Source organism: Olleya namhaensis (assembly GCF_900114005.1).
GTDB lineage: Bacteria > Bacteroidota > Bacteroidia > Flavobacteriales > Flavobacteriaceae > Olleya > Olleya namhaensis.
In genome coordinates, this window is the sequence record NZ_FORM01000012.1 from 20,935 (window position 1) to 44,078 (window position 23,144).

The 23,144-nt window shown below is 31.4% G+C and carries 24 protein-coding genes and 1 other RNA gene; 12 read left to right on the forward strand and 13 right to left on the reverse strand.

The annotated features are described in order from the left end of the window. Window positions 1-52: 52 nt before the first annotated feature. From BMZ09_RS15155 to BMZ09_RS15175, 5 genes are all read left to right on the forward strand, one after another. Complete coding sequence (locus tag BMZ09_RS15155; RefSeq protein WP_090842194.1) at window positions 53-1,981, forward strand: vWA domain-containing protein; 1,929 nt, start codon at window positions 53-55, stop codon at window positions 1,979-1,981. Then, complete coding sequence (locus BMZ09_RS15160; RefSeq protein WP_090842239.1) at window positions 1,978-3,228, forward strand: dihydroorotase; 1,251 nt, start codon at window positions 1,978-1,980, stop codon at window positions 3,226-3,228. Before BMZ09_RS15155 ends, BMZ09_RS15160 begins: the two co-directional genes overlap by 4 nt. Window positions 3,229-3,232: 4 nt before the next feature. After that, window positions 3,233-3,562, forward strand: a complete 330-nt coding sequence (locus BMZ09_RS15165) for a hypothetical protein (RefSeq protein WP_090842196.1) — start codon at window positions 3,233-3,235, stop codon at window positions 3,560-3,562. Window positions 3,563-3,564: 2 nt separating this feature from the next. Then, window positions 3,565-4,212, forward strand: coding sequence for an alpha/beta hydrolase (locus BMZ09_RS15170; protein WP_090842198.1), 648 nt, complete (start codon window positions 3,565-3,567; stop codon window positions 4,210-4,212). A gap of 114 nt (window positions 4,213-4,326) precedes the next feature. Continuing rightward, window positions 4,327-4,956, forward strand: a complete 630-nt coding sequence (locus BMZ09_RS15175) for an FEKKY domain-containing protein (protein ID WP_090842200.1) — start codon at window positions 4,327-4,329, stop codon at window positions 4,954-4,956. 15 nt (window positions 4,957-4,971) lie between these two features. On the opposite strand, the gene BMZ09_RS15180 is transcribed toward BMZ09_RS15175, so the two are convergent. Continuing rightward, the gene (locus tag BMZ09_RS15180) at window positions 4,972-5,469 is read right to left on the reverse strand and encodes a hydrolase (protein ID WP_143067841.1); all 498 of its coding nucleotides are present in this window, start codon (window positions 5,467-5,469) and stop codon (window positions 4,972-4,974) included. A gap of 12 nt (window positions 5,470-5,481) precedes the next feature. Continuing rightward, complete coding sequence (locus BMZ09_RS15185) at window positions 5,482-6,243, reverse strand: MBL fold metallo-hydrolase (RefSeq protein WP_090842204.1); 762 nt, start codon at window positions 6,241-6,243, stop codon at window positions 5,482-5,484. A 93-nt stretch (window positions 6,244-6,336) separates the two neighbouring features. Between BMZ09_RS15185 and BMZ09_RS15190 the strand changes: the two genes are divergently transcribed. Next, on the forward strand, window positions 6,337-7,791 hold the full coding sequence (locus BMZ09_RS15190) for a nicotinate-nucleotide adenylyltransferase (RefSeq protein WP_090842206.1): 1,455 nt from the start codon (window positions 6,337-6,339) through the stop codon (window positions 7,789-7,791). Between the two features lie 188 nt (window positions 7,792-7,979). Here the strand turns inward: BMZ09_RS15190 and BMZ09_RS15195 are convergent, their stop codons facing one another. Genes BMZ09_RS15195 through BMZ09_RS15220 form a run of 6 tightly spaced genes read right to left on the reverse strand, consistent with a single transcriptional unit; the run spans window position 7,980 to window position 13,150 of the window. Beyond that, window positions 7,980-8,528 carry a 1-acyl-sn-glycerol-3-phosphate acyltransferase gene (locus tag BMZ09_RS15195; protein WP_090842208.1) on the reverse strand — a complete coding sequence of 183 codons (549 nt, stop codon included), beginning with the start codon at window positions 8,526-8,528 and terminating at the stop codon, window positions 7,980-7,982. Window position 8,529: 1 nt separating this feature from the next. Next, complete coding sequence (locus BMZ09_RS15200) at window positions 8,530-9,612, reverse strand: iron-containing alcohol dehydrogenase family protein (RefSeq protein WP_090842210.1); 1,083 nt, start codon at window positions 9,610-9,612, stop codon at window positions 8,530-8,532. Between the two features lie 28 nt (window positions 9,613-9,640). Further along, window positions 9,641-10,258 carry a CatA-like O-acetyltransferase gene (locus BMZ09_RS15205; protein ID WP_090842212.1) on the reverse strand — a complete coding sequence of 206 codons (618 nt, stop codon included), beginning with the start codon at window positions 10,256-10,258 and terminating at the stop codon, window positions 9,641-9,643. A 2-nt stretch (window positions 10,259-10,260) separates the two neighbouring features. After that, on the reverse strand, window positions 10,261-10,965 hold the full coding sequence (locus tag BMZ09_RS15210) for an HAD family hydrolase (RefSeq protein ID WP_090842213.1): 705 nt from the start codon (window positions 10,963-10,965) through the stop codon (window positions 10,261-10,263). Beyond that, window positions 10,956-11,684 carry a 3-deoxy-manno-octulosonate cytidylyltransferase gene (kdsB, locus tag BMZ09_RS15215; RefSeq protein ID WP_090842214.1) on the reverse strand — a complete coding sequence of 243 codons (729 nt, stop codon included), beginning with the start codon at window positions 11,682-11,684 and terminating at the stop codon, window positions 10,956-10,958. The genes BMZ09_RS15210 and kdsB overlap by 10 nt, the downstream gene beginning before the upstream one ends. A 35-nt stretch (window positions 11,685-11,719) precedes the next feature. Then, complete coding sequence (locus BMZ09_RS15220; RefSeq protein ID WP_090842216.1) at window positions 11,720-13,150, reverse strand: ATP-dependent DNA helicase; 1,431 nt, start codon at window positions 13,148-13,150, stop codon at window positions 11,720-11,722. 123 nt (window positions 13,151-13,273) lie between these two features. Between BMZ09_RS15220 and BMZ09_RS15225 the strand changes: the two genes are divergently transcribed. Genes BMZ09_RS15225 through BMZ09_RS15235 form a run of 3 tightly spaced genes read left to right on the forward strand, consistent with a single transcriptional unit; the run spans window position 13,274 to window position 15,379 of the window. Beyond that, a complete protein-coding gene (locus tag BMZ09_RS15225; protein WP_090842219.1) occupies window positions 13,274-14,017 on the forward strand; it encodes a hypothetical protein in 744 nt (247 codons plus the stop codon). Next, a complete protein-coding gene (locus BMZ09_RS15230; RefSeq protein WP_090842221.1) occupies window positions 14,001-14,822 on the forward strand; it encodes a DUF3822 family protein in 822 nt (273 codons plus the stop codon). The genes BMZ09_RS15225 and BMZ09_RS15230 overlap by 17 nt, the downstream gene beginning before the upstream one ends. After that, window positions 14,822-15,379: an RsmD family RNA methyltransferase gene (locus BMZ09_RS15235; protein WP_090842223.1), complete on the forward strand. Its 558-nt coding sequence runs from the start codon at window positions 14,822-14,824 to the stop codon at window positions 15,377-15,379. Before BMZ09_RS15230 ends, BMZ09_RS15235 begins: the two co-directional genes overlap by 1 nt. 36 nt (window positions 15,380-15,415) lie before the next feature. On the opposite strand, the gene rnpB is transcribed toward BMZ09_RS15235, so the two are convergent. Continuing rightward, an RNA gene (rnpB, locus tag BMZ09_RS15240) (RNase P RNA component class A) lies at window positions 15,416-15,723 on the reverse strand. 193 nt (window positions 15,724-15,916) lie between these two features. Here rnpB and dnaX point away from each other — a divergent pair. Genes dnaX through miaE form a run of 3 tightly spaced genes read left to right on the forward strand, consistent with a single transcriptional unit; the run spans window position 15,917 to window position 18,764 of the window. Continuing rightward, entirely contained in the window at window positions 15,917-17,626 is a 1,710-nt protein-coding gene (gene dnaX, locus BMZ09_RS15245) for a DNA polymerase III subunit gamma/tau (protein WP_090842225.1), read from the forward strand. A gap of 2 nt (window positions 17,627-17,628) precedes the next feature. Further along, the gene (locus BMZ09_RS15250; protein WP_090842227.1) at window positions 17,629-18,165 is read left to right on the forward strand and encodes a hypothetical protein; all 537 of its coding nucleotides are present in this window, start codon (window positions 17,629-17,631) and stop codon (window positions 18,163-18,165) included. 17 nt (window positions 18,166-18,182) lie between these two features. Continuing rightward, complete coding sequence (gene miaE, locus BMZ09_RS15255) at window positions 18,183-18,764, forward strand: MiaE family protein (RefSeq protein WP_090842229.1); 582 nt, start codon at window positions 18,183-18,185, stop codon at window positions 18,762-18,764. Between the two features lie 67 nt (window positions 18,765-18,831). Here miaE and BMZ09_RS15260 read toward each other — a convergent pair whose 3' ends face one another. The 4 genes from BMZ09_RS15260 to BMZ09_RS15275 form a co-directional block, all read right to left on the reverse strand. Next, window positions 18,832-19,368, reverse strand: coding sequence for a porin family protein (locus tag BMZ09_RS15260; protein WP_090842231.1), 537 nt, complete (start codon window positions 19,366-19,368; stop codon window positions 18,832-18,834). Between the two features lie 95 nt (window positions 19,369-19,463). Beyond that, window positions 19,464-20,375, reverse strand: coding sequence for a Ppx/GppA phosphatase family protein (locus BMZ09_RS15265; RefSeq protein WP_090842232.1), 912 nt, complete (start codon window positions 20,373-20,375; stop codon window positions 19,464-19,466). After that, window positions 20,368-22,428 (reverse strand): polyphosphate kinase 1, encoded by a 2,061-nt coding sequence (ppk1, locus tag BMZ09_RS15270; protein ID WP_090842234.1) that lies wholly within the window; start codon window positions 22,426-22,428, stop codon window positions 20,368-20,370. The genes BMZ09_RS15265 and ppk1 overlap by 8 nt, the downstream gene beginning before the upstream one ends. Window positions 22,429-22,468: 40 nt before the next feature. Then, window positions 22,469-22,957 (reverse strand): SixA phosphatase family protein, encoded by a 489-nt coding sequence (locus BMZ09_RS15275; protein WP_245741156.1) that lies wholly within the window; start codon window positions 22,955-22,957, stop codon window positions 22,469-22,471. Window positions 22,958-23,144: the final 187 nt, after the last annotated feature.

Below are 23,144 nucleotides of genomic sequence, written 5' to 3' on the forward strand. Positions count from 1 at the left end.
GATATACACTTATTATGAATGCAATTATTATCTTTGACAAACTTTAAAATTAATGCAGTTTAAAAACCCAGAACTTCTTTACGCGCTTTTCTTACTGCTTATTCCTATTATTGTTCATTTATTTCAGCTTAGAAAATTTCAAAAAGTTTATTTTACTAATGTAGCTGCTCTAAAAAAAGTACAATTACAAACTAGAAAAAGTGCAACAATTAAAAAGTGGTTAACGCTTTTAACTAGATTGCTATTATTAGCAGCAATTATTATTGCTTTTGCCCAACCCTATTTATCAAAAACAAACACCTTTAATACTAAAACCGAAACCGTTATTTACCTAGATAACTCGTTTAGTATGCAAGCAAAAGGTGAAAAAGGAGACTTGTTAAAACGTGCAGTTCAGGATCTAATTGAAACCATACCGGAAACCGAAACATTATCTTTAATAACTAATACAGAAAGTTATAGAAATACAACTATTAAAGCCATAAAAAATGAGCTTTTACAATTGGATTATGTTTCTAACCAATTGCCTTATGACGCTGCTTTATTAAAATCTAAAAAGGCCTTTTCTAGTGACAAAAACACGCTTAAAAATTTAATATTTATATCTGATTTTCAGCAAAAAAAAGCAACATTAAACATTAAACAAGATACGGCTATCGCTATAAATTTAGTACAATTAAAACCCGTAAGCACTAATAACATTGCTGTAGATAGTTTATTTATTTCCAAACAAGATCCTAATAGTTTAGAGTTAACTGTTGTTTTAAAAAATAATGGTTTAGAGGTTAAAAATTTACCGATTTCTTTATTTGACAACGGTAATTTATTATCCAAAGCCTCTGTAGATTTAGATGGAAAAGCAACTGCTATTTTTAATATTCCTAATAATAAAATTATTAAGGGTAAAGTCACTATTGAAGACAAGCAATTACAGTTTGATAATGCGCTATATTTTAATATTAATGAAACTTCAAAAATTAATGTTTTAGCCATTAATGATACTAATACATCGTATTTAAGTCGGATTTTTACTGAAGATGAATTTCTATTAACTACAAAAACAACAAGCAATTTAGATTACAGTTTATTTGATACACAAAATTTAATAGTTATTGATGAAACGGAAACTTTACCAAACAGCTTAGTAACCGCTTTAAAAGTTTTTACGGATAAAGGAGGCGCAGTGGTTTTAATACCATCTCTAAAAGGTAAATTATCCGATTACAATACGTTTTTACAACGTTTTGGTTTTGCTCCTTTTGAAGCTTTAAATACAGCCGAAAAACGTATCACAACCATCAATTATGCACATCCATTGTACGCCAATGGCGTTTTTGAAAAACAAGTAGATAATTTTCAATACCCAAAAGTTAATCGTTATTACCCGCAAACAAATACTAAAACAACCGCTGTTTTACAATTTGAAGACGCCAAACCCTTTTTATCTCAAAACAAATCTGTTTATGTCTTTTCTGCACCAATAAATAAGACTAATTCTAATTTTAAAAATATAAATTTAATTGTTCCAACGTTTTACAACATTGCAAAACAAAGTTTAAATACTACGACTTTATATTACACAATTGGACAAAGTAATAGTTACGATGTCCCTGTTAATATCCAACAAGACCGTGTTTTAACTTTAGTTAATGGTACTGACAAAATAATACCAGAACAAAATTATTTTAATAACAAAGTGGTTATTAAGACTAATGATATTCCCGAAAAATCAGGGATATACGATTTAAAAAACAATACTACAATCCTCCAAAACGTAAGCTATAATTATAATAGAGCAGAAAGTAATTTAAACTACATTAATTTAGATGATGTAAAACACGCGACGGTTAACAACAATATTTCTACCGTGTTTGAAAACATAAATAACGACACCAAAGTTAACGAGTTATGGAAATGGTTTGTAATTTTGGGGCTCGTGTTATTAATTATAGAAATGCTCATCTTAAAATACTTGAAATGAACGTCTTAATAAAAACAGCAACAATCATTGACCCTTTAAGCAAATTTCATAACGAAATTTGTGACGTCTTAATTGAAAAAGGTAAGATTACTAAAATTGCTACAAGCATTGACAATACCAATAATTACAAAACAATAAGCTTAGATAACCTGCACCTTTCACAAGGATGGTTTGATAGTAGTGTTTGTTTTGGAGAACCTGGTTTTGAAGATCGCGAAACCATAGAAAATGGTTTAAAAACAGCTGCTAAATCTGGTTTTACTACTGTTGCGCTTCAAGCCAATACATATCCAGTAATAGATACTAATGCAAATGTTGCTTTTGTATTATCAAAAGCGCAAAACCATGCTGTCAAACTATTACCTATCGGTGCGTTAACTAAAAATAGCGAAAGTGTTGATTTGGCAGAGCTTTTTGATATGAAAAATGCCGGAGCAGTTGCTTTTTCTGATTATAAAAAACCAATTAGTAATCCTAACCTTTTAAAAATAGCATTGCAATATGCTAGTAATTTTGATGGTTTAGTGTGCTCATTCCCATTAGAAACTAAAATTTCTGGAAAAGGAATTGTAAACGAAGAGTTTAATAGTACATCGCTAGGCTTAAAAGGAAGCCCTAATTTAGCCGAAGCTTTGCAAGTAACGCGTGATCTGTTTTTATTAGAATATGCGGGAGGAAAATTACATATTCCAACAATTTCTACTGCAGAAAGTGTTGCCCTTATTAGAGCTGCTAAAAGTAAAAAGTTGGATGTAACCTGTAGTGTAGCAATCCACAACTTATGCTTAACGGATGATGTTTTAGTAGAGTTTGATACCAATTATAAAGTCAACCCACCACTTAGAATACAAAAGGATATTGACGCTTTAATAGAAGGTCTAAAGGACGGTACGATTGACATGGTTACTAGTGATCATAATCCAAAAACTATTGAAGATAAAAAGGTGGAGTTTGACCATGCTGCTTTTGGAACCATAGGACTAGAAAGTGCTTTTGGCGCTTTAAACACAGTGGTATCTACTAAAAAAGCAATCCAATTGTTAACTAAAGGGAAAACTAGATTTGGTCAAGAAACAAGTAGTATAAATGAAGGAGAAATGGCAAATATTACGTTGTTTAATCCAACTGGCACATACGCTTTCGCGGAATCTGATATCGTTTCAAAATCTAAGAACAGTGCGTTTTTAGGACAAGCGTTAAAAGGAAAAGCATACGGTATAATTGCAAATAATAAAATAGTATTATAAAATAATGAATCAAGAGACAATCGAAGAAGGAAAAATATACGCTGTAGTTAGTTACCTTACCATAATTGGAAGTGTAATAGCTATAATAATGAATGGCGAAAAGAAAAACGAATTTACAACTTTCCATAACAGACAAGGCTTAGGCTTGTGTCTTTTATGGATGTTAATTGGTTATTTTGTTAGTCAATTTGATAATATGCAAATATCACTTGCCTTTTGGGTAAGTATGGGAGCCTTATTATTTTTAGGCGTAATGACAGCAGTAAACGGATCAATGAAGCCTATTCCCGTTATTGGACCTCTATTTCAAAAACTATTTAAAGCAATTGGTTAATAATGGAAAACTTTAACTTACATCACATCACAAGGCCATCGTCTTTAAAAGAAAACGCCCCTTTACTTATACTCTTTCATGGTTATGGAAGTGACGAGAATGACCTTTTTAGTTTTGCAACGGAATTATCGGAAGAATTATTTATAATCTCGGTAAGAGCACCATATCCAATGCAACCTTACGGAAATGCTTGGTATGCTATCAATTTTGATGCGGACAAAGGTAAATGGAGCGATAATGAACAAGCCATAAAATCTAGAGATTTAATAGCTACTTTTATAGACCAAGCTATAGCCAATTATCCTGTAAACAAAGACAGTGTCTCACTTTTAGGATTTAGTCAAGGTTGTATATTAAGCTACGCAGTAGCCCTAACCTACCCAGAAAAAATCAACAATATTATTGCACTAAGCGGTTATGTTAACGAAGATTTATTTGACGTTAAAGATCAGTCTGCTTACAAGCATTTAAATTTTTACTGTTCTCATGGAAGTGTTGATCAAGTAATACCTGTAGATTGGGCAAGACAAGCACCAAAATTTTTAGATGCTTTAAACATTAAAAACCAATTTAGTGAGTTTCCTGTTGGTCATGGTGTTGCACCTCAAAATTTTTATGAGTTCAAAAATTGGTTAGATACTTTGATATAGATTTTGTTCCCTAAGTAAAACGTATGGTTCCCTAATCAAAAACAGGTTTTAACTAATTGTAAGTTTTTGGGATACTACTAATTTGTAATATTTGAATAAAATAAATTCAGTATTATGAAGCATCTACTATTAACAACAATCCTATTATTTACTATAACCACCTCCAGCGCATCAAATAAAGAGATAGTCGCAGAGGTGGTTTTTGAAAACTTATCAGATACCCCATTTGACACCGGTCAGTTTATAATCTCTGAAACAAATACCAAAGTATTAGTAACTAGCACAGATAGTTTTAATATTACACTACCCAAAAAAGGAAAGTATAATTTTAGTTTTTCAACCTACAATTTCATCTCCTCCATATCCTATCCTAAAAAAATCACTAAAAATAAGAATGTAATTTACATTAGATTAATTGCGAAAAACAATGCGTTTCAAAATAAATATTCATTACAAAAAAACTTAACTAAGCAGGATAAACTTTCGGACAAAGACATTGCAGACCTAATAAAGTCAGGAAGCGTAAATTTTATAGCTAACGGAATTACTGATAACATCTCCGAGGAATACATTCCATTTAAAAAAGAATACAATATTGGTTTTATTATTGAAAACTGTGCTATCGATCAACTAGCTTTTGGTGTGGCTGTTGAAAACAATAAAATTATTTCAGCATTTTTAAGTAGAACTTATGGTGAGAATTGGAAAAACACACTAAAAAACAAACCTTTAGGCGTTAAGTAAATTATATACTAAAGATTATCTAGTATACAATAAGTAGTCTAATACCTCAAATTCTACTTCTTCAGCACCCGTTACAAAATACTTTATTAATATTTCTCCCCAATATTGACCATCAGAGAAATCGGCAACAATCCATCTGTGATTAAGCATTTTAATGGTGTTAAATTGCATTTTTCTCCCTTCTGACGCTGCAAATGGTATTAAAGGATGTTGACCATCCGTTTCATTTAATTTATATAATTCGTTTTTTATAAACGGAATTAATGAATCGCTATCTAGTTTCTTGTTATAAAAATAATCTTGAGCCTCTTGGTTATAGCGCAAATCAAACAAAGACAAATCAGACAACTCCTCTTTCTGGTTTGCTAAAGAGTCCTTAAGTGCTTCGTTTTTAGCAATAAAAATGCCCATACGTTTTTCGCCTGCATCTAGTATTTTTTTAGAATTTACATATTGAAACACCACGATTAGTGAGGCAAAAATAAACAGGTACATAAATATTTTATTCTTCATTCTAATAATAATTTAGATTGTAATTTTTAATTGATCATAAGCCAGAAAAACATTTTCTGGTAATTGTTTTTCCACCTCGTCATGAAACCCTAATAAATGGCTAACATGAGTCAAGTAAGCGCGTTTAGGCTTAAGCAAAGCAATAATCTCTAAAGCCTGTTCCAAATTTAAATGCGAAATATGTTCTTTAATTCTCAAGGCATTGATGACTAAAACATCTAAATCTTTTAGCTTATCCAATTCTGTTTGCGTAATAGTTTTAACATCCGTCAAATAAGCAAAATTGTCAAATCTAAAACCAAAGACTTGTAATTTATAATGCAAAGCCTCAATAGGAATAATTGATTTTCCAGCAATAGTAAAAGCTTCGTTTTTAATTTCATTTACAGAAACCGTTGGCGCACCTGGATATCTGTTTTCTGTTGCAAAAACGTATTCAAACCTTATTTTAAGCTGTTCTATAACTCGTTTATGAGCATATATTGGTAAATCGCCCTGTCTAAAACAAAACGGTCTAATATCATCTAAGCCAGCAGTATGATCTGCATGCTCATGTGTAAATAAAAGCGCATCAATCTTTTCTGGATTAGCCAATAACATTTGTTGCCTAAAATCAGGTCCGCAGTCTACAACAAAAATCTTGTCATCCCACTCTACCATTATAGATACTCGTAAACGTTTATCTTTAGAATTAGTACTTAAACACACAGGATGTGTACTTCCAATAATGGGAATACCTTGTGATGTACCTGTGCCTAAAAATGTAATTTTCAATTGCCGAAGATTTTACACAAAAATAAGTTATTTATTTTGTTTGATATACTTATTTGATACCTTTGTAAAACTTAACAATATTGTGATTTTTATATGGAAATTAGGCTAAAAGGAGATAAAGAGTTTGAAAACATTCCCTCTCTGAAAGACAAGGCATTACGTATTAACTTAAACGAAAATATTTACGGTACGTTTGCTGAAATTGGAGCTGGACAAGAAACTGTTCGTCACTTTTTTAGAGCTGGAGGTGCTTCTGGTACTATTGCGAAAGCAATGTCTGCCTACGATAAAGATTTTAGTGATGCTATTTATGGTATTGAAAACGACCGCCGTTATGTAACGGAAGCGCGTTTACGTAAAATGGTCTCTCATGAAATTAAATTGATTGAAGAGCGTATTGATCGTGAAAAAAATCCACATAAAATGTTTTTCAGTTTTGCAAACACTGTGGCTACCATAGATTTTGCAAAAAAGTATAAAGGACATGGTTGGGTTGGTATTAAATACCAAATTGATCCTGAAGAAGAAGAATATAATGAAATTGTATTACACATACGTTTTAAAGAAAACGATGCAAGATTACAACAAGAAACACTTGGTATATTAGGAACAAACCTTATCTACGGTGCTTTTTATAAGTATAACGAACCTAGAAAATTACTACGTTACTTATACGATCATTTAGATAAAGATCAAATTGAAATTGATACTATTAACTTTTCAGGTCCTGTTTTTAAAGACGTTGATAACCGTTTAATGAGTTTACAATTGGTTAAAAATGGTATGACTGATGCTATTATGTTTGCTCCTGACGGAAATAACGTATTACCTGCAAGAGTATTATATAAAAAGAACATATTAGCCTTACGTGGTAGTTTTAGACCCGTAACCAAAGTAAATATTGACATGTACGAGAAATCGTTAGACATGTTTATCAAAGAAAATAAGGTTGATGAAAATAACACGCAAGTTATTTTTGAAATTACCCTTTCAAACTTAAGAGCCGAAGGTGAAATTGACGAACAGGATTTTATGGATCGTGCAAGATTACTGTGTTCTTTAGGTCACACTGTATTAATCTCTAACTTCCAAGAATATTATAAGTTAGTCGAATATTTCTCTCAATACTCTAAGAGTAGAATGGGATTAGCTATGGGTGTCAATAACCTAGTGGATATCTTTGATGAAAAATACTACAGACATTTAAGTGGTGGTATTTTAGAAGCGTTTGGTAAATTATTCTTTAAAGATTTACGTGTTTACTTATATCCAATGAAAGAATCGGATGGTACACTTACAACAAGCGATACTTTAAAAGTACATCCTAGAATGAAGGAGCTTTACAAGTTTTTCAAATATAACGGAAAGGTTGTAGACATTACAGACTTTGATCCTGCAACTTTAGATGTATTCTCTAGAAGAGTACTAAAAATGATTGCTACAGGCGAAGAAGGATGGCAACAAATGCTACCAGAAGGAGTCTCTAAACTAATCTCTGAGCAGAGTTTATTTGGTTGCGAAACTGAAGAAATTCATAATAAAAATTAGATTCAAATCTAATTAGTAACAAAAAAGCGACTTTAATTTATAATTAAAGTCGCTTTTTTTATTATAGCGTTGTGTTGTAGTAGATAAATGTTTCTTTTTAGGGACTTATAGTTTACTTTATGTTTCATTGTGTACTACACTTATTATAAATCAAATGTCATACCAAGATTCTAATTTTAATAAAAAAACTAAATATTTTTTTCAATCCTACCCTTTACACCTTTAAAAAAAGATTTCATAAACTTAAAATCTTCTTCAATATTATCGGTAGGAAAAAAAGGTTCAGAAATAGTATTTTGTTTATTTCCAAAGTCCAATGTAAACATTATAATGGGCACGTTAGCTTGCTTTGCTATATAGTAAAACCCCGTACGCCACTCGTCTACCTTACTCCTTGTCCCTTCAGGCGCAAGCGTTAATCTAAACTCCTCTTTATTTTCAAACAACTTGGCAATTGTCTGTACTTTATTCTCTTTATTTTTTCGATCAACTGGCACACCACCTACTGCTCTAAAATAATAGCCGAAAGGCCATGTGAAAAGCTCTTTTTTACCAATAAAATTTGTTTTTACCTGTGTGATTTTTCGCAACAAGATTCCGATTATAAAATCTAAATTACTAGTATGCGGCGCAGAAATAATGATAGCTTTTTTAATAGTATCCTTTGAAAAGTTAGTATTACCTACAACTTTCCAACCCATGATTTTAAAATAAACAAATTTAGCTAACCAATGCATGTTACATCTTTTTATACAACGCTTTTAGCGTGTCATGAGTAATCGTTTTTTTCCAGTTTTTACCAATTGCATTTTCCCAAAGTGGCTCTAAACTAAGAGCGACATTAATCATAATATCAAAATCCTTATCAGATAAATCTGCACAAATACCTTGCGGTAACGTTATATTATGTTTTGCTTTCATTTGCTTAAAAACAGCAACACCTTCTGGATAATACGCTTCTAAATGATCAAAAACAATACAATTACCGATACCATGTTTAACACCTAATAAATATCCCAAACCATAACTCATAGCGTGTGCAACACCTACTTGAGAATAAGCAATACTCATCCCACCGTGCCAACTAGCCATCATTAATTTATCTTGAGATTCTTCAGATGGTAAATCATCATTTAAAAATATCTCTTCACATAATTCTAACGCTTTTTCGCCATAAGATTGGCTAAATGCATTAAGATATGTTCCGTTAAGTGACTCAATACAATGTACATAACAATCCATACCTGTATAAAACCATTGGTCTTTTGGGACATCTTTTGTTAATTCAGGATCTAAAAGCACTTGGTCAAATGGTGTGTAATCACTATTAATACCAAGTTTACGTTCTGGCCCAGTTAAAATAGTGGTTCTAGACACCTCTGCTCCTGTTCCTGAAATAGTTGGTACACCAACATGATATACCGCTGGATTTTTAACGATATCCCATCCTTGATAGTCTTTACTTTCACCATCATTATTAATCATAATAGCAACAGCTTTAGCGATATCTAATAAAGATCCACCACCAATACCTATAATACCAGAAGGTCTTTCGTTAAAGGAAACAATAATATCTTCTACGTAAGCATCTATTTGTTCTGTTTTTGGCTCTTCATTAGCTGAAACATAAACGACTTTATCTTGATAGGATAACGGTATTCTCGAGGTTAACCAAGGATTACCTTTAAAAACATCATCCACAAAAAAGATAAATGGTGCGCTAGTGTTTAACCTATTAGGCTCTAAAATATCGCTTAATTGATTAAAACTACCTCGTCCAAATATAACTTTGGACACCATTGGAAAATTTTTATAACTCATTGACTTTTCGTCTTAGATTGTAAATTTATTACTTATTTAAGTTTTTCTGAAATATTTCTGAAAATAAACTAATATGATAACCATCTACTAAAGCATGATTAACATTAATAGCTACATTCATTACCAGATTACTTTGTTGTTTTACTGCTTTACCAAATGCTAATTTTGGTACTGAATCCATTTGACCCGATACAGGTTCTTTATGACCTGAAAAATCAAGCCAAGGTAACGCAGAACAATGTATACAATTTAAACCATTAACCGGTGGAAACAGATCCGGTGTATGCTCTATTCTTCGTTTTTCCGCAGATAAATTAGATAAAAACACATGTAAGTCTTTATCATAATCTATAAATGAAAATCCAAAAGTATTATTGGATCGCATAATTGTTGCCGATGCATGTATTGTATCACAAATTTGAACCGTATTATCTACAATTCTATATTTTAAATTTTCTACCGCATTAATAGCCGTCATACAAGCATGTAAATACACACCAAAAAAGCTTACTTTATTATCTTTTGCATACTGATAAGCATGTTCCACATTAAACGGAATAGTAACACCAAAATAGGGATCTTTAAGCTTTGAAAAATGATCAAAATGTTGCTTTCTGTCCCATGTATTAATATCTAATAGTTTCACTTTTACTGTAAAATTTTAAGCAAGTCTTTAAGACTTTTTATTGTTTTGTATTGTTTAGACTCTTCTTGATTTACATTTACTTGTTCATGCAACCAAGTTGTATGAAAAGGTACATGTACTGCACTTGCCTTGATATTAATTAATGGTAAAATATCTGACTTTAAAGAGTTACCTACCATTAAAAACTCTGAAGGTTTAATCTCTAAATGATTTAATAATTTAGAGTAATTAGCTTCTTTTTTATCGCTTAAAACCTCAATATGATGGAAATAATCTAATAATCCTGATTTTTCAAGTTTACGTTCCTGATCTAATAAATCGCCTTTAGTTGCAACTATTAATTTATATTTTTGAGATAATTGCTTCAAGACTTCTTCCACGCCATCTAACAACTCTACCTCTTGATTAATCATTTCTTTACCAATATCTAAAATTTTAGATATGGTTTGATTAGAGACTGTATTGTTGGATAGTTCCAAAGCCATTTCTACCATTGACAGCACAAACCCTTTAACACCATAACCATAAACTGGAAGATTTTTCATCTCCATTTTAAACAGCTCTTGATCTATTTTGTTTTCAGTCTCAAATTGGCTTAACAATTTAGCAAACTGCACTTCTGCATCTCTAAAATAGGTTTCATTAACCCAAAGCGTGTCATCAGCATCAAAACCAATAACTTTAATATCTCTGTAATCTACTTCCATAGTTTTTTTGCGCGCTCTAAATCTTCAGGAGTATCTATTTCTACACCTTGAATATCTGTTTCTACCATTTTGATACGCTTTCCGTATTCCAAATATCTTATACACTCAATTTTTTCTGAAGCTTCCAAAGTCAACATTGGTAACCTATAAAAATCCATTAAGGCCTCTTTTCTAAAAGCATAAACGCCTTTATGTTTAAAGTATTTAACAGGCACTGCTTCGTCTCTTGGATACGGTATTGGACTTCTTGAAAAATATAACGCAAAGTTTTGCTGATCAACAATAACCTTAACCGTGTTAGGGTTTTTAATTTCGTCCCAATCTGTAATATGCACCATCAATGATGCTAAGTCGACTTGCTTATCTGTATCTTCTTTAAAGACTTTTATTAGTTTTTTAAGAGATTCTGTATCAGTAAATGGCTCGTCACCTTGCACGTTTACAACAACATCTATATCTAAATTCTCTACTGCTTCTGCAATACGGTCACTTCCACATTCGTGTTGCTTAGTACTCATTAAAACATGACCACCAATTTTAGTGATTTCGTCAAAAATAATATCACTATCAGTAACCACAATAACGTCATCAAATAGTTTGGTCTCTACCGTAGCTTCATAAGTACGAGTAATTACCGGTTTTCCGCCTAAATCTTTCATTAGCTTACCAGGAAAACGTGAGGCACTATATCGTGCCGGAATCATTGCTATTATTTTCATCTAAGAATTAAATTGGAGCATAAAAATATAATAATTTAATGGTCTTCTTCAAAAAAATCGTCTTTAAAACCAATTAAATACAATTTATCTTTAGCTCTAGTTATAGCTGTATACAACCATCTTAAGTAATCTTTATCAATTCCGTTAGGAAGATAAGGTTGTTCTACAAAAACAGTATTCCATTGTCCACCTTGAGACTTATGACATGTTATTGCATAACTAAACTTTACTTGTAAGGCATTAAAAAACTTATTGCCCTTTATTTTTAAAAACTTTTTATAGTTACTGGTTTCATCTTCGTAATCTTTTTGAACCTCTTGATATAATCTGTTAGACTCTTCATAAGGTAAAGACGGTGTTTCTGCCTCAATAGTATCTAACATCAAAACAGTTTCAAAAGGTTGCATTTTAGGATAATCAACCATCCTAACCTTTACTTCTGCAAATCTGAAGCCATATAATTCTTTAATGCTAAAAATTTCTAAAACTTCTACAATATCTCCGTTAGCAATAAAACCAGCTTCGGATGTAGGTTTTAACCAAAAATAATTATTCTTTACAACCATTAAATAATCTCCAGAAGACAATTCGTTCTCACTAAACAAAATACGACTACGTATTTGCTGGTTGTATAAATTAGCGCGTTTATTACTTCTTACAATAATACTTGTGTCTTCATATCCAAAAGAACTATACGCATCATTTATAGCGTCCATAATCTCATAACCATCTACAAGCCTAACGATGTCCTTAAAAGACTTTAAATTAAACTTAAAGCTATCAAAAAAGCCATCGGCGATAGTTTCTCTTAAAATAGTTGCGTTTTCTAAAATACCAGAGCCTTCACCTTGCCTTACAACTTCATCTAATTCCATTTTAGTCACAGACTTGTTGTAATTTAGACTTAGTGTGTTTTCGTCCAATGCAGGACTTAAATCTAATTTTATTGGAGGTAATTGGGCTGTATCTCCTATTAAAAGTAATTTACATCTTTGACCTTGATACACATATTGCATTAAGTCGTCCAATAGCGATCCATTTTCAAAAAGTTTAGAATCACTTGGCGAATCTGGTATCATCGAAGCTTCATCAACAATAAAAATAGTGTCTTTATGTTTATTTGGTTGTAACACAAATTTTACGCCTCCACCCTTTTCTTTTTTCGGAAAATATATTTTTTTGTGGATAGTAAACGCCTCTTTTTTAGAATAATTGGAGATAACTTTAGCTGCTCGACCCGTTGGAGCCATCAAAACTGCACTTTTTTTTGCGTGCCACAAATTTGTCACAATCGTACCAATAATGGTGGTTTTACCAGTACCAGCGTAACCTTTTAACAAAAACACGCCATTTTCTTTATCATTTAAAATAAACTCAGAAAGTTGTAAAAGTAAAATATCTTGTTTTGAGGTTGGATTGAACGGAAAATGCTGTCTTATAAGGGAATAAAATTGAGAACTGGTCATTAAATAGTGTGGATTGAAAACTTTTTATCAAATATATAAATCATTTTTACCAACAATGGTTTTTACGAATAAAAAAAAATTGTAGATTTGTCACAGACCTTAATTAAATTTAATAAAATACTTATGATAAAATTAGCACTTATTATACTTGGAGCAATTTTACTTACAATTTTGATTGTTTGGCTTATTGACAAATTTATTCCAACAAAAGCAAAACCATTTATTACCATCGCACTTTGGGCACTTATTGCTTATTTAGGATACTTAACTTTTAACTCTGTATATGGAGAAATTAAGTTTAACCAATTAAAAGAAAAAAGATACAGAGCTGCAATTGAACGTTTAGTAGACATTAGAGATTCTCAATTAGCACACAGAACTGTTACAGGTAAGTTTACAAAAAGTTATGATACTTTAATTAAATTTATTGAAAACGGTAAATTCACATTAATAGACAGAAGAGATTCAACAGTTATTGATGTTGAAGCTACAAAACGTTATGGTGGTGTAACAACAACTAAGGAAATTGTTATAACAGATACTATCGGATTTGAACCTGTAAAAAATCGTTTGTTCAAAGGTACTGATAGATATAAGCAAATGATGAATGTACCTCTTGGAAAAGAAGGAACTAAATTTACAATGAACGCTGGAGAGATTGAAGACGAGAAAGGAAATAAAATTCCTGTATTTGAAGCTTTTGTAAAAAAATCAGACATTTTATTTGATCAAGATAAAAACTTAGTACTTAAAGAAAGTCAAGTAATATCTGTTGAAGGAGTAAATGGAGATGCACTACGTGTAGGATCTATGGATGAAGTTAAAACTATCGGAAACTGGCCAAAAACTTATGGCAGTAACGAATAGTAATAATAACGAATTAACCAACTTAGAATTGTCCATTCAAATTAGTTTGAGTGGACATTCTTTTTGTGTTTTAGATACAAATACAAAAACTATAGTTACACTTAAATCTGAACGCTTTTCTGTTAAGAAAACGCCATCAGAATTATTAGATGCTATCAAACATCTTTTTAATACAGAAACTGTATTAAAACAGCCTTTTAAAGCTATAAATGTCATACATGTTAATGATTGGTCCACAGTTGTTCCAAAACCATTATTTAATGAAGACACTTTAGCCGATTATTTAAAATTTAATACTAAAATTTTAAAAACTGATTTTATAACGTTTGATGACATCCATCCAAACGACAGTGTTAATGTTTACGTGCCTTTTACTAATATTAATAACTTTATATTTGATCAATTTGGCAGCTTTACTTACAATCATTTTTCTACTATTTTAATAGAACAATTATTGACCTTTGAAAAACACAGTAATACTCCAAAAGTTTATGTCCATGTGTCAGACACAAATTTTGAAATTATTGTTATCAATAAAGGAAAGCTAACGCTGTACAATACGTTTGAACACCAAACAAAAGAAGATTTTATTTATTATTTATTGTTTACCTTAGAGCAATTACAGCTTAACCCAGAAACCATAGAAGTATTGTTTTTAGGTGAAGTAACCAAGGACAGTCCGTTGTTTGAAATAGCTTATAAATACATCAGACACGTGTCTTTTGGCAATAGAATGGACACTTACGCTTTCGCGGAAAAACCAACACACAATCACTCAAATTTCACATTACTAAAAAGCTTATAATGCGCATTGTATCAGGACAATTTAAAGGAAGAAGAATCACTGCTCCAAAAAAGCTACCCGTAAGACCTACAACAGACATGGCCAAAGAAGCCTTGTTTAACATTTTAAATAACCAATATTATTTAGATGACATTTCTGTATTGGATTTATTTGCAGGAACAGGAAACATAAGCTACGAGTTTGCCTCTAGAGGTACAGAAAATATTTTAAGTGTAGATCAAGATCATGGTTGCATTAAGTTTATTAACGAGACCGCTGCTAGCTTTGAAATGGACATACAAACTATAAAAAGTGATGTATTTAAATTTTTAGAACGAAGCAAACAACAACATACTATTATTTTTGCGGATCCGCCTTATGATTTTTCTGTTGAAGATTTCACTAAAATTCCAGATTTAATATTTGCTAATAATCTTTTAGAAACTGACGGTTTACTTATTGTAGAACACTCTAAATATACAGACCTATCAGGCATATCAAATTATAGTCACTCTAAAAGTTATGGCGGAAACACCTTTAGCTTTTTTGAAAATACAACTTCAGACGAAGAAGAATAAAACAAAAAACCATCTATTTCTAGATGGTTTTTTTTATAAGTAAGTAAATCTATAAGCCGGATTTTGTACTTCCTAAGAAGCCCCTATCATTTATCTGAGCTTGCTGTTACCAACACGCTTTAGCTACCTACCCTCTAACAATCGCGCGTGTACGCTCAAACGTTAGTATACATGGTATTGCACCTCATAGAGTTTACCTGGTTTCACTACAGCATGACCTGTACATTCTTTCTGTTGCACTTTTCCTCACCTCTCGGCGGATGGCTGTTAACCACTATGATTACACTACGGTGTCCGGACTTTCCTCTTTAAAATAAATTTAAAGCGATAAGGCAATTTACTGAATGCAAAACTACAATAAACTAGACATTTTTAAAGCTATAATCTTTAAATTGTTTCCACTTTAAGGATTAATACTGATTTGTTGATAACTATAAATAAAATCACAGTTTAGACTTCTTAATTAGCCTTCTATTTTTTAAATTTGTTACATCTTAATAATAGCATCAAAAAGACGCTAAAATAAATTTTGTAGCATTGGAACACTTTGTAGTATCGGCAAGAAAATACAGACCACAAACCTTTAAGGATGTTGTTGGACAATCTGCTATTACCAATACACTACTTAATGCTATTGAAAACAATCACCTAGCACAAGCTTTATTATTTACGGGTCCTCGTGGGGTTGGTAAAACAAGTTGTGCACGTATTTTAGCAAAAATGATTAACAGTGACGGTAACGAAACTGGAGAGGAAGATTACGCCTTTAATATTTTTGAACTAGATGCCGCATCAAACAACTCGGTTGATGATATTAGAAATTTAACAGACCAGGTCCGTATACCACCACAAGTGGGAAAATATAAAGTCTATATTATTGACGAGGTCCACATGTTATCTCAAGCTGCCTTTAATGCCTTTTTAAAAACGTTAGAAGAGCCACCAAAACATTGTATTTTTATTTTAGCAACTACAGAAAAGCATAAGATAATTCCAACCATTTTATCACGTTGTCAGATTTTTGATTTCAAACGTATTACTGTTAAAGACGCTAAAAACTACTTAAAATATATTGCTAAAGAACAAGGTGTAAATGCTGAGGATGACGCCTTACATATCATCGCTCAAAAGGCTGATGGTGCCATGCGTGATGCCCTATCTATATTTGATAGAGTTGTAAGTTTTGCAGGTAAAGAACTTACAAGGCAAGCTGTAACTGAAAACTTAAACGTTTTAGACTACGAAACCTATTTTGAAAGCACAGAGTATATCTTAGAAAATAAGATCCCTGAACTGTTGATACAATTTAATAAAACATTAGCAAAAGGTTTTGATGGTCATCACTATATCGCTGGATTAGCCTCTCACTTTAGAGATTTGCTGGTTTGCAAAAACCCAACTACTATAGAGCTCTTAGAAGTTGGTGAAGACACCAAAAACAAATACTTAGAACAATCTCAAAAAGCAAGTCAAGACTTTTTAATAAAAGGAATTAACTTAGCTAACGACTGTGACTTAAAATATAAGAGTAGTAAAAACCAACGACTCTTAGTCGAATTAACTTTAATGCAACTTGCCTCTATCACTTTTGATGGAGAAAAAAAAAATAGTAGTCGGTTCATAATTCCGCCATCTTACTTTAAAAAAATAGGCATTACTCCTGTAAAGGTTAATGTACCACAAGCTGCTGTACCTGTTGTAAAAGCAACCCCCACACCGCAAGAACCAGCTAAACCTGTAACACCTAAAATTGTTTTAGAAAACGGAATAGCCTCTAAAACAAAACGTACTTCTGGTTTATCTTTAAAAAGTATCAGAGCCAAAAAGGAACATCAAATTAGACAATTAGATGTTGTTGTAGACGAAGAAAACTTACCAAGAGAACCATTTAATCAGGATGAATTAACTGAGGTTTGGAATGCTTTTGTAACTAAAATTGAAGGCGAAGGTAAATTTAACTTAGCCTCTATCTTATCTATTGACAAGCCTACTTTGGCTCCTGATGGATTTTCTATTCAACTAACGTTTCCAAACGCTACAAACAAAGTTGAAGTGGAGCGTCAGTCTTTTGATCTTATGTCTTATTTACGTAAAAACTTAAAAAATTACGATATCACATTAGATATAACTATTAATGAAGAATTAGATACTAAATATGCCTATACGCCTCTTGAAAAATACGAAAAATTAAAGGAGAAAAATCCTAATTTAGAGCTATTGCGTAAAACCTTTGATTTAGATGTTTAACTATGAACAAATTTGCTTTTTTACTATTTGCGCTGATCCTTGTTTTATTAAGTTGTGATGGTCGTCATCATGTTAATAAAAAACCAAGGGATATTCTTATTGAAAAAAACCTATATCAATCCTTTGCAGAACAGACACAATACTTCCCAGAAAGCTATACTGAAACAAGCACAGATACCATTTTAAGCAATGGTTACAGAGTTACAATAAAAAGTTACACAGACATGACTAAAGCTGTGTTACAATCTTTTGAAGAAGACTATATAACTAACAATAATTACTATAGAGAATTTGTCTCTGAAATTGAAGTTTTCAAAGATGATAGACCAATATTTAAGCAAGTCATTGATGACAATTTTCTGTCTGAAAAAGTTAGCGACTACGTAAGCACAGAGATTTATATAGACCAACAAAAAAGCTTGGAAACAAACACTGTACACATTATTGCATCCCAGTGTATTCCTAGATCAAAAAATTGCCCAACATACAATTTAACTATTGAAGCAAATGGGGATTACAACATAACAAAACAGAGTTAACTTTTAACACCTAAGACATGCTAGGACTTAAATTACCAACAGATCCACGTTGGGTAAATATAGTAGAAAAAAACATAGAAGAAATCTTAACAGATCATGCTTACTGCGAGCAAAAAGCAACAAGTACAGCAATCTCCTTAATAGTTAGTTTTCCTGAATATACGGATCTAGTACAAGAAATGGTTGCTTTGGTTAAAGAAGAGATTAGCCACTTTAAAATGGTACATGATTTGATAATAGAAAACGGTTGGATTTTAGGTCGTGACCGCAAGGACGATTACGTTTTAAGATTGATTACCTTTTTTCCTAAAGGAGGAAGTAGAACAACACAGTTAGTGCATAGACTTTTATATGCTGCATTGATAGAAGCTAGAAGTTGTGAACGCTTTAGATTATTGTCTGAAGAATTAGAGGATAAATCTTTAGCTGAGTTTTATCGTAAATTAATGGTTAGTGAGGCTAACCATTACACCATGTTTTTAGGATTTGCAAGACAATATGGAGATCGTACAGAAGTTGATAAAAAATGGAATGATTTACTAGAATATGAAGCACAAATAATGCAAGATTTAAGTAAAAAAGAAACCATACACGGATAAATAAAATTGCTAAATAAAAAAGCCCATTCTAAATTAGAATGGGCTTTTTTATTATAATATATTATGTTTAGAATTTTACTCCAAAACCTATTTGCATGTTTGTGTTTTTTGCTTCTAAACCAGCATCATTATCATCTAAAACATTAGATAATCCATACGAATATCTAAAATCGATAAAAAACTCGTCAGTAATTAAATACTCTAAACCTCCTAATACCGAAAAACCTAAATTTCTCAATCCGTCTTCATAAGAATGCCCTTTTAAAGCCGCTTGAGGACCTAAACCAACAGATAAAGCTGAGTCTATTTTATATTTAAAAAATAATGGCACTTGAATATAATTGATACGTAACTCTTGATCTTTTGCTCCTTCTGCAGAAAACTGAACTTCTGGTGCAAAAGAAAATGCATCCGTTAAACTATATTCGCCAAAAAAACCAATAGCAAATCCATTTCTATGTGCATTTGCAACTCCAGCAGGAACACTAGGATCAAAATCTAAATTAGAAATATTATATCCAGCTCTTACACCGTATAACGCGTCTTGTGCATACCCATAAAACGAGGCTAAAACAAAAGTTAATAGTAAAATAGTTTTTTTCATGTTTTGAAAACTTAAATTGGTTTATTTAATACTTGATTGTAGAAGTAAAGATATATTTTTTTCAATAATATGATACATTAAATAGATAAAATGTATTATTTTAACTTTGTATGACTAGAAACAGTATCATTATACATACTTTTTATGATACCATCTGCAAGTCCAATTTTGGGTACATAAATATCTTTTGCACCACACCATTTCATTGCTGACAGATAAATACGTGTTGCTGGAATAATAACATCTGCCCTATCTTGATTTAAATCTAAAATAGAGATACGCTCCTCGTAAGAATACGTTTGAAGCATGTTATAATAAGAGGTTAAGTAAAAATAAGACAATGGTTTTCCCATGGCTTTACCAGAGACTTTAAATATTTTATTTATGTTTCCTCCGGATCCAATAACCTCTATTTTCTCATGTTTTACAGTCTCAGATTTAATCCAGTTTTCAAGTTCTAACCAAGCTTCTTTTTTCACCATATCGTTTAATAAACGGACGGTTCCGATTTTAAACGATTTGGATGCTGTTTTTTGACCTTTATCAATTACAGAAAACTCCGTGCTTCCTCCACCAACGTCTACATAAAGATAGGTTTTATTAATATCTATATACGACTGCAAATCTGTAGCTGCAATTATGGCAGCCTCCTCTTCGCCTTCAATAATATCTATTTGAATTCCTGTTTTTTGTTTTATAAACTTAGCAACTTCTCTTCCATTATTTGCTTCTCTCATTGCTGATGTTGCACATGCTTTATACTTTACAACACCGTGCGTTTTCATTAACAATTTAAACGCATGAATGGTATCCAACATACGATTAACGTTGTATTCTGAAATCTGCTCTTTAATAAACACATCTGCACCCAAACGCACCGGAACCCTAACTAACGAGCTTTTTTTAAAACGCGTTGGCTTATCTCTTTCTTCGACTATATTAGATATAAGTAATCTAACGGCATTGGACCCAATATCTATAGCTGCATATTTTTGAATATTAAGCATCTAATTTATTTTTTAAATAGGTGTAAGCTTCAAATTGAGACCTACATTTAGGTTCGTTATTTCTTTTATAAGTATTGTTTTGTGCTTTGTTTAAAATCCTAGCTTTTACATTATCCTTCCAACAAATGTGGAAGGTATCTATCAATTCTTCCTTAATTTCTTCGTCATAAATAGGACAACTTACTTCTACTCTATTTTCAATATTTCTAGTCATCCAATCTGCAGAAGAAATATACACTTTAGGTGCATTATCATTACAAAATACATATAATCTTGTGTGCTCTAAAAACTTATCTACAATACTAATAACCTCAATATTTTCGCTAATCCCTTTTACACCAGGAACCAAACAGCAAATACCTCTAACAATCATCTGTATCTTAACACCTGCTTGACTTGCTTCGTATAACTTGTCTACCATTTGGTAACTAGAAATACTATTCATTTTTAATTTAATGTAGGCAGGTTTTCCTTCTTTTACATTTTTGATCTCGGTGTCAATTAGTTGAAAAAACTTATTTTTTGTATAATGAGGAGACGTTATTATATGTTTAAATCTGTAAATTTTATAATTGACTTCAAAAAAGTTAAACACTTTATTTACGTCTTTTAAAATCTTTTGATTAGCAGTAAACAAGGTGTAATCTGTATAAATTTTTGCTGTAGATTCGTTAAAATTTCCAGTACTTATAAAACCATAACGTTTTAATTTATTATCTTCTTCTCTTTCTATCAAACACATTTTACTGTGCACTTTTAATCCTTGCACACCAAAGATTAAATTAACCCCTTCCCGCTGCATTTGTTCCGCGTAAGCGATATTAGCTTCTTCGTCAAAACGTGCTTGAATCTCCATAGAAACCGTCACTTTTTTACCGTTTTTTGCTGCATTAATTAAAGAACTTGCAACATGACTAATTTGAGCTAATCTATATATAGTAATTTTAATTGCTTTTACTTTAGGATCTAAAGCAGCTTCTCTTAAAAATTTAACCACATAAGAAAAGGTATGATAAGGCGCATATTGCAAATAATCTTTTTTAGCAATTGCCTCAAAAATACTACCTTCTAGACTCAATCCTTTTACTTTTAATGGCACAATTTTTTCGTACAATAAATCTTTACGTCCTAAACTAGGAAACCCCATATAATCTCTGCGATTATGGTATCTACCTCCAGGAATAATACTATCCGTATTATCAATCCCCATTTTATCCATTAAAAATGCTAATGTAGGTTTATCAATGGTTTTATCGTAAACAAATCTAACCGGCTCTCCTTCTTGTCTATCCTTTACACTGTCACTGATTTTTTCCATAAAACTCTTGGTCAAATCACTATCTAGATCCAACTCGGCATCTCTAGTAATTTTAATCATGTGAGCTGTAATTTTTTTGTAATCAAAAATGTTAAATATATCGTCTAAAAATAAACGTAACAAATCATCCAACATTATAATATTGTCTGTATCCCCGTTTTTGGGTAATACAACAAAACGATCCATGCTTTTTGAAATTTCTATTAAAGCATATTGATTACTACCATCTTCCATATACATATTAACAGCAAGATAAGCTGCACTGTCTTTAAGATTTGGTAGTTTTATTTCAGAATTTAAAACAATAGTAACTAACGCAGGACTCACTTTTTCTAAAAAGTAACTTCTAAGGTATTGCTTTTGAGTTTTTGAGATTTTAGTTTCTCTTAAAATGAAAATATTTTCTGCTTCTAATTTTTTCTGAATATCATGTAATATTTTCAGACTTTCGGTTTGATGTTTAATAACCGTGTTTGTTATAATATCCAAAAGCTCTGAAGCCTTAATACCACCTAACTGACTTTTACCAGCTTTTCCTGCATAATCAATACGTTTGACAGTTGCATAACGTACTTTAAAAAATTCGTCTAAATTATTAGAGAAAATACCTAAAAAACGGAGTCTCTCTATTAATGGAACAGACTCGTCTGCAGCCTCTTGAAGCACACGATGATTAAATTGTAACCAACTTAATTCTCTGTTTACATATTTATTATCGATAATATGGTTAGTCATTATTTTCAGAATTTACTACAAATATATCTAATTAGATTGTCTATTTTAAATGTTTTGGAAATACAATTTTTGTAGTTTTACCATTTTGTATATTTTTCCATGAGTTTTGATCAAATTCTATTTGTACAAAACCTGACGTTGTTACGTTGTCAATACTTATGTTTCCTAGAGAGTTACATAAATTTGTTAAAGCATAATTATGTCCAAAAAGCATTAAAACGGTAACAGAATCATCGCATGTTTTAATAGCGTCTAAAACCGATGGTCCTGAGAAGTCATAAAGTGCTTTTTTCACCTCAAAATTGACGTTTTTCAATTCCAATATATCGACGAACAACGTTGCTGTCGATTTTGTTCTTTGTGCAGAACTACAAAAAATTACGTCTGGCTTTAAAAGAATAGTTTTTAAGTGTTTAGAGACTAAAATCGCATCATTTACTCCTCTTTTTTTTAATGGTCTGTCATGATCATCCACTTGAAATTGCCAAGAAGATTTAGAGTGTCTAATAAATTGTAAAATTTTACTCATAGTTGTCGTTAAAATACGTATTTTTACGTTTACCGATTTAAGTAATACCTTTTATCGGTTTTATATGTGCTATAACATATATATTTGATTAGGCACCTAAATCAGCTTTCTTTTGTTAAAGAATTAGTTAAATTTGTCCCTGAATCTAAGTAATTACAGAATACCTACGTTTGTCACTATGTGGCAC